This is a genomic window from Amycolatopsis bartoniae, from assembly GCF_014191255.1.
GTDB classification, from domain to species: domain Bacteria; phylum Actinomycetota; class Actinomycetes; order Mycobacteriales; family Pseudonocardiaceae; genus Amycolatopsis_E; species Amycolatopsis_E bartoniae.
On the sequence record NZ_JACHWH010000018.1, the window covers coordinates 23951 to 37046 of the forward strand.

The window sequence follows — 13096 nt, forward strand, 5'->3', positions numbered from 1 at the left end:
ACACGGCGGCGAAGGCGGCGGGACGCGCCGGCGGCACCGTCGGGGCCATGACCAGAACACGTCTTCTCGCCCTCGGCCTGACCGGGCTGCTCCTGCTCACCTCCGCTTGCGCCAGGAATCCTGACGCCACAACGGCTTCCATGCCGAAACCGTCCACAGTGGTCTTCCTCGGCGACTCCGTCGCGGAGGGTGAGTCACTGCCCCTGGCCGCCGCGTTGAAGGCCAGCGGGACCGGGTTCGTCTCGCTGGCCGCGGACGGCGGCGGCAACGTCGTCGGCCCGTTCGCCGACGAGAACTGGAAGAAGCTGCCGGGCGAGATAGCCTCCGCCCGGCCGACCGTGGTCGTCTACCAGCTCACCACCTATGACTGGGGGAGCGAGGCGGAACAACAGGCCGCCTACGACCGGCTGCTGGGCACCGTCACCGGAACCGGTGCGGAACTGGTGTTCGTCACCTCGCCGCCGATCAGGCCCGACGACTTCTACCGGCCGCACCTGGCCGAGCTCGCCCACGCACGGGCTGTCGCGGACACCTCCCAGGGCAGGGCGGTCGTGTTCGACGCCGGTGCGGTGTGGGGTGGTGAGTACCAGCAGGTCCGGGACGGGCGGCCGGACCGCAGTGCCGACGGGATCCACACCTGCCCGCAGGGCGCTGCCCGCTTCACCGCGTGGCTGCTCGCCCAGCTGGCGAAGGCCCTGCCCGGCTTCACGCCCGCGCCCGCACCGGAGTGGGCCAACACGGGCTGGTCGGCGGACCAGCACTTCCAGGGCTGCTGAACGGAAGACGGAACAGCATGGCAGGTCTCTGCCAAACCGCCTCCGCGACCGGATCCCGCCGGTTAGACTTCCGCCCGACCGACGGCAGGAGAGGATCGTGCGATTCGAGCTGCTGGGCCCGGTGCGCGTGACCGTGGACGGCCGCCCGGTCTCGCTCGGCGGGACCAAGCAGCGGATGCTGCTCGCGCACCTGCTGCTCAACGCGGGCAGGCAGGTCACCTCGGGGCAGCTGATCGACGTGCTGTGGGGCGAGGACCCGCCCGCCTCGGCCGCGGCGAACCTGCAGACCTACGTGTGGCGCCTGCGGCAACGGCTCGTGTTCACCGGCCCCGGCGAGGGACTGCTGACGCGCGACGGCAGCTACACCCTGGTGCTCCCCGAAGGCGCGCTCGACGTCGACCGGTTCCGCGAGCTGCGGGCGTCGGCGGGCCGCGAGCGTGATCCCGAGGTGGCGCTGGCCGCGTTGCGCGCGGCCGACGAGCTGTGGCGCGGGGACCCGCTGGCGGACCTGCCGCCGGTGCCCGCGTGGGAGGCCGAGCTGGGGCGGCTGAGTGAGAGCAGGCTGGCCGCCACCGAGGAACGGCTCGAACTGCTCGTGCGGCTGGGCCGTCCGGCCGCGGCACTCGACGAGCTGGCGCTGCTGCTGGACGAGCACCCGTACCGCGAGCGGCTGTGGCAGCAGTACCTGCTCGCGCTGGCCGCCGCCGGGCGGCGGGCGGAAGCCCTCGCCGCCTACACCACCATCCGCGGCCGCCTCGCCGGCGACCTCGGCGTCGAGCCCGGTCCCGCGCTGCGGGAGGTGCAGGCGGCGATCCTGCGTGGTGACCCACCCGCCGCCGAACCGGCCCGGCCGGGACCGCTCACCGGGATCCGCCAGCTCCCGGCCGACATCGCGGACTTCACCGGCCGCGCAGAGGCGGTGGAGACGTTGCTCGCCGCGCTCGCGCCCCGGCCCGGCGGGGTGCCGCCGGTCGCCGTGGTGTCCGGGCCGCCCGGCACCGGCAAGTCCGCGCTGGCGCTGCACGTCGCCCACCTGCTGCGCGCCACGTACCCCGACGGCCAGCTCTACGCCGACCTCGGCGCCACCGGCGACCGTCCCGCCGACCCGGCCGCGGTGCTCGGCGACTTCCTGCACGCGCTCGGGGTGTTCGGGGCGGCGCTGCCCGCCGGAGCGACGGCCCGCGCCGCGCAGCTGCGGTCCCGGCTGGCGGGGCGCCGGGTGCTCGTCCTGCTGGACGACGCGGTCAGCGCGGCCCAGGTCCGTCCGCTGCTGCCCGCCGACGGCGGCTGCGCGGTGCTCGTGACGAGCCGTTCCCGGCTGCCCGACCTGGTCGGCGCGCATCACGTCGAACTGGGCGTGTTCGCCGAGGCGGAGGCGCGGCGGCTGCTGAGCGCGATCGCGGGCGAGGCCCGGGTGGCCGCCGAACCGCGGCACGCCGCCGACATCGTGGAGTTCTGCGGTCACCTGCCGCTCGCGATCCGCATCGCCGGCGCGCGGCTGGCCGGCCGCCAGGCATGGCCGCTGGGCACGCTGCGCGACCGGCTGGCCGGGGAGTCGGGGCGGCTGGGCGAGCTGCGGGTGGGCGACCTCGCGGTGCGGTCGAGCTTCGAGCTGAGCGTGCGGCAGCTGCCGCCCGACGGGGTGCTGGCGTTCGGGCGGCTCGCGCTGCTCGCGGGCCGGGAGTTCCCGGCCTGGTCCGTGGACGCCCTGCTCGGCAGGCCCGCGCACGACGTGCTGGACGTGCTCGTCGATGCCAGCCTGCTGGCCCCGACCGGCCCTGGCCCCGGCGGTCAGCCGCTGTACCGGCTGCACGACCTCATCCACTGTTACGCGGTCGAGGTGGCCGGGGCCGAACCGGCGGCCGGCCGGGACGCGGCGTTCCGGCGTTCGGTGTCGGCGTTGCTGTCACTGGCGAAGCGGGCCGCGCAGGCCCTGCCGCCCGCGTTCGGCGCCCTGTGCGGGGAGCCCGTCGGCTGGACCTTGCCACCGGAAACGGAACGGCAGGTGGTGGCCGAACCGCTCGGCTGGTTCGCGGGCCACCGCCCGGTGCTGGGCCGGACGGTCGAGCTCGCCGCGGACGCGGGCCTGGCGGAGCTGGCCTGGCAGCTCGCGGCGTCGACCGTGCCGTTCCACGACCTGCGCGGGCACTACGACGACTGGCGGCGCGGTCACCTGCGGGCGCTGGACGCGGTCCGCGCGGCAGGGCACCGGTTCGGCGAGGCCGCGTTGCTGCGCGGGCTCGGGCAGGTGCACCTCTACCACGACGAGTACCCCGAAGCGGCCGTGGCCCTGACCCGGTCCGCGGAGCTGTTCGCCGGGCTGGGCGAGCGCCGTGGCGAAGCGCTCGCGGTCGCCGGGCTCGGCACGCTGGCGCGGGTGGGGGACCGGCCGGGCGAGGCGCTGCGGCACTACCGGCGGGCGCTCGACGGCCTGGTCGCGGTCGGGGACCGGGGCGGCGAGGCGCAGATGCACAACGCGCTCGGCTCCGCGCACCTGCAGCTGGGCCAGTGGGCGGAAGCGGCGCGACGGCTGGCAGCGGCGTTGCGGGTGGCCAGGGAACTGGGGGACAGCCACCGCGAGGCGCGGGTGCTCACCGAGCTCGGCACCCTGCACCGGCTCACCGGTGAGCTGCCGGAGTCGCTCGCCGGGCTGCGGGCCGCGCTGGCGATCCTGGAGGACCTGCACGACGAGCGCTGCACCGCCTACGCGCTGCTCGGCATCGGCCAGACCCTGCTCGCGGGCGGCGAGCTCGCGCACGCGCGCGGGCTCGGGGAACGGGCGTTGCGGGTGTTCCAGGAGACGGCCAACCGGCTGGGCGAGGCGAACGCCCTGGCGTTGCTGGACCAGTGCCGGCGGGCGCTGGCCCGCGGCCCGTGGCCGTCCCCGATGCCCGCGACGGGCACCGGGGACTGAACCCGCGGCGGTCAGTTGCTGTTGCCCGGCTTCCAGCCGAGGTAGTTCGCGAAGTAGCCCTGCTTGACGTGCCCGATGGCGCCGTTGACGCTGGTCGCCCACACGCCGCCGTTGCCGTCGGCGATGCCCACGTGGCCGTAGGCCGAGATGTTCCAGAACACGAAGGCGCCGCGCGGCGGGGTGCCGGTGGTGTGGCGGGCGCCGTCGGAGGACTGCCAGTGCTCGATGGCGCTGGCGTGGTGGGTGGTCCGGTCCCACGCCAGGCGCGCGGCCTTCTCGCAGTAGCCCTCGTAGGCGGTGCTGCCGTTGCGGCTCTTGTACCAGGTGATCGCGCCCTCGACGGTCTGCGCCGCGGTGACGGTGCCCGTCTCGTCGGGCAGGACGGCCGTCGGGTCGGCGATGTCGGCGGCGGTGATCGTGCTGACGAGGTCGGCAGGCACCGGGGCCGCGGTGGCCGTGCCGAAACCGGCACCCGCGGTGGCCGCCGCCGCGAGCGCGAGGGCCGCGACCGTCTTGCTGAGCTTGGTCAGGCGCATGGACTTCTCCTAGCCGGAAGGGGAGTGCCCGGGAGGGCTGCTTTCCGGGCGAAGCCTGCGCCACACCGCTACACCGGCCCTACATTCGTCCTCACCGGTCCGGGCCCGGGCGCGACGGTCACGTCTCGGTCAGCCGGTAGCCGACGCCGCGCAGGGTCTGGATCAGGCCCGCCCCGATCTTGCGGCGCAGGTAGCCGATGTAGACCTCGACGAGGTTCTCGTCGCCGTCGTAGTGCGCGTCCCACACGTGGGTCAGGATGTCGTGCTTGCTCAGCGCCTCGCCCTTGCGGCGCAGGAGGAACTCCAGCAGGCCGAACTCCCGCGCGGTCAGCTCGATCTCCTGCCGTCCCTTGTGGACGGTCCGGGCGGCGGGGTCGAGGCGGAGGTCGCCCGCGGTGAGCACGGCGGGCCGTTCGGGCGCGCCGCGGCGCAGCAGGGCCCGCAGGCGGGCGAGGAGGACGACGTAGGAGAACGGTTTGCTGAGGTAGTCGTCGGCACCCAGGTCGAAGGCGTCCGCCTCGTCGTACTCGCCGTCCTTCGCGGTGAGCATCAGCACGGGCGTCCAGTTCCCGTTCTCGCGCAGGCTCTTGAGCACGGCGTACCCGGACAGCCCCGGCAGCATGATGTCCAGGACGATCACGTCGTAGGCGTGTTCGGTGGCGCGCCAGAGCCCGTCCGGCCCGGTGTGCGCCACGTCGACGGTGAAACCCTCGGCGGCCAGCCCCCGGCGCAGGGTGTCGGTGAAGGCCTGTTCGTCGTCGATGACGAGGATGCGCATTACGTCGTGTCCTTGAGCGGCAGGTGGATGCGGAAGTGCGCGCCGGGATAGGCGGGATCGGTGCCCTCGACGCAGTCGGCCCGGCCGCCGTGGCGGGCCGCGATGCCGGCGACGATCGCGAGCCCGAGCCCCGCCGAGCCGCCGGTGGTGCCGCTCGGGTGGTGGCGGGCGTCGTCGCGGCGGACGAACCGTTCGAAGATCCGCGCGCGGTCGGCGGGCGGCACCCCCGGCCCGTCGTCGCCGACCTCGATGACGGCCGTGGAGTCCTCGGTGGTGGTGCGCACCCGGATCCGGTGCCGGGCGTGCTCGCACGCGTTGTCCACGAGGTTTCGCACCGCCCGGCGCAGCTGGGCGGGGTTGCCGCTGGTCTTCGCGGGAGCGGTGGAGATCTCGACCTCCACCTGCCGCCCGGCGCGGGCGCGTTCGGCCTCCGTGCGGGCCAGGTCGTCCAGGTCCACTTCGGCGTGCGGCGGGTTGTCGCTGGTGTCGTCGGTCCGGGCGAGCAGCAGCAGGTCGTCGACCAGCTCCCGCAGGCGCCCGGTCTCCTGGGACACCACGCCGAGCAGCTCGGCCGTGCTCATCGCGGCCGGGTGGTGCTCGGCGACCCCGAGCGCGGTGGTGATCGTGTTGAGCGGCGAGCGCAGCTCGTGGCTGGCGTCGGCGACGAACCGCCGCTGGGCGCCCTGCGCGGAGGCCAGCCGGTCGAGCATCGAGTTCAGGGTGGCCGCCAGCCGGTGCAGCTCGTCCTGCCCGGGCGGGAGGTCCACCCGGCGCGACAGGTCCCGGGTCGAGATCTCGGCCACCGCGCGGCGCATCCGTTCGACCGGCCGCAGCGCCGAGCCGACCGCGCCGTAGACGGCCAGCGCGGAGAAGGCCAGCAACGGCACCGCCGCGAGCACCAGCAGCAGCGACAAACGCGCCGACGCCTCGGTCACCGGATCGAGGGAACGCGCCGAGACGACGACGTACGGACCGCCGGGGCCGGCGACCCCGGCCGAGACGAGCCGGTAGTCGTCCTCGGTGCCCCCGACCGAGCGGCTGACGGTTTCCACCGTCTCCCGGCCCGGCGCCGGGCGCGCCGAGGTCAGCGGTGGCTCGCCGGCGATCGCGGGATCGCTGGCGACCGGCCGCCCCGCCCGGTCGAGCACCTGGATGACCGAGGCGGTGTCCCCGGTGCTGGCGACGTCGTCGGCGGTGAGGCTGCGGGCGCCCTCCTTCGCGATCTCGTTGACCACCTGGCGGCCCGCGCTGCGGGCGTCCTCGGTCGTGGAGTTGTCCAGCGACCGCTCCAGCAGCAGGATCACCACCAGCCCGGCCAGCACGAACGTCGCCGCCATCGCCACGACGGCGACGACGGTGGTCCGGGCCCGCAGGCCGGGGCGGGAGAGGATGGCACGCACCCGTCCAGCGTAGGAACCGCGCCGCGTGGTCATCGACGGGCGGCCCGCAGCCGTTCCCGGCGCAGCGCGCCGACCTCGGCGAGCGGCAGCGCGGGCAGCGGCGCGCCGAGCACCCAGCCCAGCAGCAGGTCGGCCAGCGCGGGGTTGCGGGCGAGCACCGGGCCGTGCAGGTAGGTCGCCAGCACCCGGCCGGTGACCGCACCGTCGGTGCCGTCGCCGTTGCCGGTCCCCGTGACCACCCTCCCGAGTGGACGGCTGCCTGGGCCGAGCCGGGTGCGGCCCAGGTGGTTCTCGAACCCCGTCACCGGCTCGGCGCCCAGCCCGGCGCAGTCGCGCACGACGACTTCGCCGATCGCCCGCCGCGGCCCGGGCACCGTCGTGGCGTCCAGCAGCCCCAGCCCGGCCTGCCAGGAGCCGTCGCCGGTGCGGAATCCGGTCCCGAGGAGCTGCAGTCCGGCGCAGACTCCGAACACCACCGCACCGCGGGCGGCCGCCCGCTGCAACCCGGGCTGGGCCCGCAGCCGGTCGGCGGCCAGCGCCTGCGCTTCGTCCTCCCCGCCGCCCAGCAGGTACAGGTCGAGGGACGAGGGCACCGGGTCGTCGTGCCCGATCTCCACCACGCTGGCGGACAGCCCGCGCCACCGCAGCCGGCACGCCAGCACCGTGGCGTTGCCGGAGTCGCTGTAGGTGCCCAGCACGTCGGGCATGACCAGCCCGATGCGCACGGCCGACTCACCCATCGCCGAGCCGCCGTTTCAGGTTCCGGAACGCCGTGTAGTTGGCGACCAGCTCGACCGGCCCCGGGGGGAGGTCCGCCAGCGCGGCCAGCGGGTCACGGGAGGTCGTGTGCGGCACCTCGGCGTAGAGGAGGCGGACGGCGAGGTCGCTCGCTCGCTCGCCGGTAGCCACCACCGGCCGTCCCCGCAGCTGTTCGAACGGCACGTCCCACAGCCACGACACGTCGCGCCCGTCGGCCTCGCGGCTGTTGACCGCGATGACGACCGGCGCCCGGGGATCCAGCAGCGGCAGGGTTTCCCGCCAGCCCGCGGGGTTCTTCGCCAGCAACAGCCGCGCCGCGTGGGCGCCGACCGCCGTCCGGCGGTAGCGGCCCGCCACGTCGCCGATCGAGCGCAGCCGGGCCACCGCCGCCAGGGGAGTGACGCCGAGCTGCGCGGCGGCGGCCACCGCCGCCGCGGCGTTGGCCGCGTTGGCCCGGCCCGGTAGCCGCAGGCCCAGCGTGAGCTCGTGCCCGTCCGCGGTGGTGAGGACGTCGCCGTCGAGGGTCCAGCCGGGCACCGGACGGGCGAGCCCGCACACGCAGTCCCAGTCCGCGCCCTCCCGGCGCACCGCCTGACCGCAGCGGGCGCAGGCCAGGGCGTCCGCGTGCCAGCCTTGGCCCGCCGCCACCCAGACCGGGCGCTCGGACGCGGCGCCCACCGACGCGATCAGCGGGTCGTCGCAGTTGGCGACCACCGTGGTCTCCGGCAGCCGTGAGACGGCCGCGCGCAGCTCGCGTTCGAGAGCGCGCACCTCACCCGTGCGGTCGAGCTGGTCGCGGCTGAGGTTGAGCAGGACGAGGCACGCCGGGCGGAGCTGCTCGGCGACGTACGGCACGTAGTTCTCGTCGACCTCCAGCACGGCAACCGGCGCGTCCGGCCGCGCGGCCAGCGCCGCCGCCACCCCGGCGGGCATGTTGGCGCCGTCCGCGTTGAGCGCGACGGGTCCGCGTGACTCCAGGATCCGGCTCAGCATCAGCGCGGTCGTCGTCTTGCCGTTGGTGCCGGTCACCAGCACCACCACGCGGCCGTGGCCGAGCCTGCGCAGCGCGGCGGGATCCAGCTTCAGCGCGACGAGGCCGCCGATCATGCCGCCGTCACCGGCGCCGAAGCCCCGCGAGACCGCCGCGGCCAGCCGGGCTCCGGTCACCGCTAGGCGGGTCCGCGCGGGAAGGGTGCGGACGGTTCGCTCACCGGCGCGCGGCAGGGAACTCGTCGCCACCACTGGGTCTCCTTCGCGTCCGTTCGGGCAGAGTGCCGTCACCCTCCGCCACGGACGCTGTGAGGATCCTGAGAAACCGCCCGGCAGGGGGACCCCGTCGTGAGGACGGAACGCGCCGCTGCCACCCTACGGGGTGGTTCCTGAGCGCACGCTGAACGCGATTTTCCCTGTCCCCCTAGGAAAAACGGCGTTCCAGCCGTCGTTAGATTGACGGCGTGCACGCCTCCACCATCCGCATCGACACCCTGCCGGTCGTCCTGTCCATCGCCGCGGTCGCCCTCGTCTGCGTGGCCGCGGTGCCGTGGCTGTGGGACCGCTGGCGGCGGCCCGCGCCCGGCCGGACGGGCACGACCGTGGTCGCTGTGCTCATGGTCGTGGTGGCGTGCGGGCTGGCGGTCAATGCGGCGGGCAGCTTCTATCCGACGCTGGGGTCGCTGTTGGGCACGTCGCCGAACCCGGAGGAGGGCACTGTCGCCGACGCCGGGCCTGATGGCCGCGACCTGGGCCGGACCCTGCCGGCGGTGACGGGCCGGGCGGCGGACGGGCACGGTTCGCTGCTGCACGTGACCGTGACCGGCCGCCGGACCGGGCTCACCCGCGACGTGGACGTGTACCTGCCGTCCGCGTACACCGCGCCGGACTGGGCGGGCTTCCGCTTCCCCGTCCTGGAGTGGATTCCGCACTTCCCCGGCGAACCACGGCAGGTCGCGACCCTGTACGGGCTGCCCGACCTGCTGGACCAGCAGATCGCGAGCCACCGGCTGCCGCCGACGGTGGTGATCGTGCCCGACCCGAACGGCGAACCGCGCCTGACGCACGACTCCGAATGCATCGACGCGGTCGGTGGGGACGCGGACGACACCTACCTCTCCGCCGACCTCCGCAGCTGGGCGCTGAGCCGGCTGCGCGTGCGCTCGGACCGCGAGGGCTGGGCGGCCGCGGGCTGGTCCTCCGGGGGCTACTGCGCGCTGAACCTGACCGTGCGGCATCCGCAGTGGTTCTCCGTCGCGGTCAGCATGAGCGGTTACGACACGACCCCGCAGGACGTGGAGACCGGCGACCTGTTCCACGGCCGCGCCGATATCCGGCACGCCAACGACGTCTCGGCCACGCTGCGGGAGCACCCGGCACCGGTGCGGCTGCTGGTCTGCGCGGACGGCGCCGCGGGCGACGAACGGGCCGCGCTGGAGCGGATGCGGGCCGCGGCCGCGCCGCCGGTGGAACTGACGACGTGGCTGCTGCCACCCAACGGGCACAACCTCAACGCCGTGCGCGCCGAACTGCCCGCGGTGCTCGGCTGGCTCGACGCGCAGGTGGGGCAGCCCGTCGACGGCACCGGCGCGCCCGGCCAGGTCACCCCGGGCGTGGTGCCGCCGTGGCCACTGCCGGACACCGGCGACCCCGGCAGCCTGCACGGGACGGACACGACGGCGTGAAGGCGGGGGAGCCGGTTCCGCGCTGGCGCCGCAAGGCCGGCGGTGCCGTGGCGACCGTCGTGCAACTGGGTGCGCTGATGTCGGTCGCCCTGCTGATCTGGGGTGGCCACCACCGGTTCTACCGGTGGACGGTGGACCTGTTCGGCCTGCTGAACATCCCGGCGGACGCGAACATCCTGATCGCGCTGGTGCTGGCGGTGCTGGGCGCGGCGCTGCGGCGGCGCAAACGCGCCGCGCTGAACACGCTGATCCTGTTCCAGGCCGGCGGGCTGGTCACCACGGTCGCGTTCCAGGTGACCCGGCTGGAGGCGCCGTCGCTCCTGGCGCGCGAACGCCACCCGCGCTTCGCGAGCGCCCCGTGGGGGCTGGGCCTGGCGGAGCTGCTCGCGGTGGGGCTGATCGTGCTGCTGCTCGCGCTGCGCCCGGCGTTCCCGGCGCGGCTCGCGCCCGGCGCGTGGAAGCACGCGCTGACCACGGGCGCGGCTGGGCTCACCGCCGTGGTGCTCGGCGGCTGGGCGCTGCTGGCCGTCTGGCCGGGCACCCTGCACGGGCTCGGCGACAGCTTCCTGTGGGCGGCCGACCACGCGACCGGCGAGGTGGTGGAACTGCGGCGGCTGGGGGTGCAGGAGGGCCCGGCGTGGATCGACCTGCTGCTCGACCTCGGCGGCACCGCGGTCGCCGTCGCGACGCTGGCCGTGTTCTTCCGCGGCGTGCGCACCCGGGGCCAGAGCAGCGGCGCCGAGGAGCTGGAGTTGCGGGCGCTGCTGGCGAAGCACGGCGAGGACGATTCGCTGGGCTACTTCGCCACCCGCCGGGACAAGAGCGTCATCTTCTCGCCGGACCGGCAGGCCGCCGTGACCTACCGGGTGCTGGCCGGCACGAGTATCGCCAGCGCCGACCCGGTCGGCGACCCGCGGGCGTGGGTGCGCGCGATCGAGGCGTGGCTGGCCGAGGCGCACACCTACGGCTGGGTGCCCGGCGTGCTGGGCGCGAGCGAGCAGGGGGCACGGGCGTACGCCCGCGCCGGGCTCAAGGCGCTGGAGCTGGGCGACGAGGCCGTGCTGGAGGTGCGGGAGTTCACCCTCGCCGGGCCGCAGCGGCGGGCCGTGCGCCAGGCGGTCAGGCGGCTCGAACGCGCGGGCTACACGGCGCGGTTGCGGCGGCACAGCGAGATCCCACCGTCCGAAATGGACGAACTGCTCGCCCGCGCGCAGCAGTGGCGGGGCGCGGAGACCGAACGCGGCTTCTCGATGGCTCTGTCACGGCTCGGCGACCCGAGCGACGGCCGGTGCGTGATGGCCGAAGCCTACGACGCGGACGGCGTGCTGCGCGGGCTGCTGTCGTTCGTCCCGTGGGGACGGCGGGGCCTGTCGCTGGACCTGATGCGCCGGGACCGCACCGCGGACAACGGGCTCAACGAGTACCTGGTGGCGCGGCTCGCGGCCGAGGCGGGCCGCTTCGGGGTGCAGCGGATCTCGCTGAACTTCGCGATGTTCCGCGCCGTGTTCGCCGCCGGGGAGCGGATCGGCGCCGGGCCGGTGCTGCGGACGTGGCGCGCGGTGCTCGGGCTCGCCTCGCGGTTCTTCCAGCTGGAGTCGCTGTACCGGTCGAACGCGAAGTACGGGCCGCGGTGGCAGCCCCGGTTCCTCTGCTACGCCTCGGCCCGCACGCTGGCTCGCATCGCGCTGGTCGCGGGGGCGCTGGAGGGCTTCCTGCCGTCCGGTCCGCGCAGGACCATCACCGGCGGCGGGCCGTCCGCGGAGTTCCTGGCCCGGGTCGCCGAGCTCGACCGGATCCGGGTGGAGCCGCCGCCGGTGCGGCGCCCCGAGCAGGTGCGGGTGCGGATCGCGAAGCTGGACCGGTTGCGGCAGGCGGGGATCGACCCGTACCCCGCCGGGTTCTCGCGGGACCGCCCGCTGGCGGAGGTCGCCGGCGAGTTCGCCGGGCTCGCCCCCGACACGCGCACCGGGCGGAAGGTGCGGGTCGCCGGCCGGGTCGTGGCGCTGCGCGACCTGGGCGGGCTGTGTTTCGCGCGCCTGCGGGACGACAGCGGGGAGCTGCAGCTGATGCTGGGCCCGGACGAGCTGTGGCGTAGTGGCGTCGACCTCGGCGACCACGTCGGGGTGTGTGGCGAGGTGGTGACGTCGCGGCGGGGCGAGCTTTCGGTTCTGGTCGAGGAGTGGACGGTCACCGCCAAGTGCCTGCACCCGCTGCCCCGCGGCGGCATCGGTGCGGAGAGCCGCGTGCGGCGGCGGTACCTCGACCCGGACCTGCCGGAGATGGCGCGCCGGCGCGCCACCCTCGTGCGGGCGGTGCGGGAACGGTTGTACGGCCACGACTTCCTCGAGGTCGAGACCCCGATGCTGCAGGCCGTGCACGGGGGCGCGAACGCGCGGCCGTTCGTCACCCACAGCAATGCCCACGACCTGCGGCTGTACCTGCGGATCGCGCCGGAGCTGTACCTGAAGCGGCTGTGCGTGGCGGGGATGGAGCGGGTGTTCGAGCTGAACCGCAACTTCCGGAACGAGGGCGTGGACGCCACGCACAACCCGGAGTTCACCATGCTGGAGGCGTACCAGGCGTACGCCGACTACGACACGATGCGGGTGCTCGCGCGGGAACTGGTCCTGCAGGCCGCCGTCGCCGTGCACGGTGCCCCGGTGGTGCACCGTCCGGACGGTGGCGAGTACGACATCTCCGGGGAGTGGCCGGTGGTTCCGGTGCACGAGGCGGTGTCCCGCGCGCTGGGCGAAGACGTCAGGCCCGAGACGCCGGTGGCGCGGCTGCGGGAGTGGTGCGCGGCGGCCGGCATCCAGGCCGGCGCCGATGCCGGGCACGGCGACCTGGTGCTGGCCGCCTTCGACCACCTCGTGGAGCCCGCGACGGCCGGACCCACCTTCTACACCGACTACCCCACCGATGTCTCGCCGCTGACCCGGCGGCATCGCCGGAACCCGTTGCTGGCCGAGCGCTGGGACCTGGTCGCGTTCGGCGCCGAGATCGGGACTGCCTACACCGAGCTGACCGACCCGCTGGAGCAGCGCCGCAGGCTGGAGGCCCAGTCGCTGCGCGCGGCCAGCGGCGACGTCGAGGCGATGGAGCTGGACGAGGACTTCCTGGAGGCCCTCGAACACGGCATGCCCCCCACCGGCGGCCTCGGCCTGGGCATCGACCGGGTGCTGATGATGCTCACCGGACGGCCGATCCGGCAGACCGTGCTGTTCCCGCTGACCCGGCCACGGGGTGGCCCGGCGTGAC

The 13096-nt window shown here is 75.0% G+C and carries 9 protein-coding genes; 4 read left to right on the forward strand and 5 right to left on the reverse strand.

Annotated elements, in window-relative coordinates; all coding sequences use genetic code 11:
• Positions 1–47: 47 nt before the first annotated feature.
• Together FHX82_RS35605 and FHX82_RS35610 are read left to right on the forward strand one after the other, a co-directional pair.
• Positions 48–776: an SGNH/GDSL hydrolase family protein gene (locus tag FHX82_RS35605; protein ID WP_183177042.1), complete on the forward strand. Its 729-nt coding sequence runs from the start codon at positions 48–50 to the stop codon at positions 774–776.
• Positions 777–873: 97 nt separating this feature from the next.
• Entirely contained in the window at positions 874–3690 is a 2817-nt protein-coding gene (locus FHX82_RS35610) for an AfsR/SARP family transcriptional regulator (RefSeq protein ID WP_145935275.1), read from the forward strand.
• Between the two features lie 11 nt (positions 3691–3701).
• Here the strand turns inward: FHX82_RS35610 and FHX82_RS35615 are convergent, their stop codons facing one another.
• The 5 genes from FHX82_RS35615 to FHX82_RS35635 all read right to left on the reverse strand — a co-directional run bounded on the left by FHX82_RS35615 (position 3702) and on the right by FHX82_RS35635 (position 8402).
• Complete coding sequence (locus FHX82_RS35615; protein ID WP_145935274.1) at positions 3702–4226, reverse strand: hypothetical protein; 525 nt, start codon at positions 4224–4226, stop codon at positions 3702–3704.
• A gap of 118 nt (positions 4227–4344) precedes the next feature.
• The gene (locus FHX82_RS35620) at positions 4345–5004 is read right to left on the reverse strand and encodes a response regulator transcription factor (protein WP_145935273.1); all 660 of its coding nucleotides are present in this window, start codon (positions 5002–5004) and stop codon (positions 4345–4347) included.
• Entirely contained in the window at positions 5004–6404 is a 1401-nt protein-coding gene (locus FHX82_RS35625; RefSeq protein ID WP_229880683.1) for a HAMP domain-containing sensor histidine kinase, read from the reverse strand. The genes FHX82_RS35620 and FHX82_RS35625 overlap by 1 nt, the downstream gene beginning before the upstream one ends.
• Before the next feature lie 29 nt (positions 6405–6433).
• Positions 6434–7144 carry a type 1 glutamine amidotransferase gene (locus FHX82_RS35630; RefSeq protein WP_145935272.1) on the reverse strand — a complete coding sequence of 237 codons (711 nt, stop codon included), beginning with the start codon at positions 7142–7144 and terminating at the stop codon, positions 6434–6436.
• Entirely contained in the window at positions 7137–8402 is a 1266-nt protein-coding gene (locus FHX82_RS35635; RefSeq protein ID WP_229880684.1) for a MurT ligase domain-containing protein, read from the reverse strand. The genes FHX82_RS35630 and FHX82_RS35635 overlap by 8 nt, the downstream gene beginning before the upstream one ends.
• A gap of 215 nt (positions 8403–8617) precedes the next feature.
• Between FHX82_RS35635 and FHX82_RS35640 the strand changes: the two genes are divergently transcribed.
• Positions 8618–9838: an alpha/beta hydrolase gene (locus FHX82_RS35640; RefSeq protein ID WP_145935271.1), complete on the forward strand. Its 1221-nt coding sequence runs from the start codon at positions 8618–8620 to the stop codon at positions 9836–9838.
• Positions 9835–13095, forward strand: a complete 3261-nt coding sequence (gene lysX, locus FHX82_RS35645; protein WP_145935270.1) for a bifunctional lysylphosphatidylglycerol synthetase/lysine--tRNA ligase LysX — start codon at positions 9835–9837, stop codon at positions 13093–13095. Before FHX82_RS35640 ends, lysX begins: the two co-directional genes overlap by 4 nt.
• Position 13096: the final 1 nt, after the last annotated feature.

Coding starts and splice junctions, on each gene's coding strand:
- FHX82_RS35605 (WP_183177042.1), top strand. CDS start 48: ATGACCAGAACACGTCTTCTCGCCCTCGGCCTGACCGGGCTGCTCCTG.
- FHX82_RS35615 (WP_145935274.1), bottom strand. CDS start 4,226: ATGCGCCTGACCAAGCTCAGCAAGACGGTCGCGGCCCTCGCGCTCGCG.
- FHX82_RS35620 (WP_145935273.1), bottom strand. CDS start 5,004: ATGCGCATCCTCGTCATCGACGACGAACAGGCCTTCACCGACACCCTG.
- FHX82_RS35630 (WP_145935272.1), bottom strand. CDS start 7,144: ATGGGTGAGTCGGCCGTGCGCATCGGGCTGGTCATGCCCGACGTGCTG.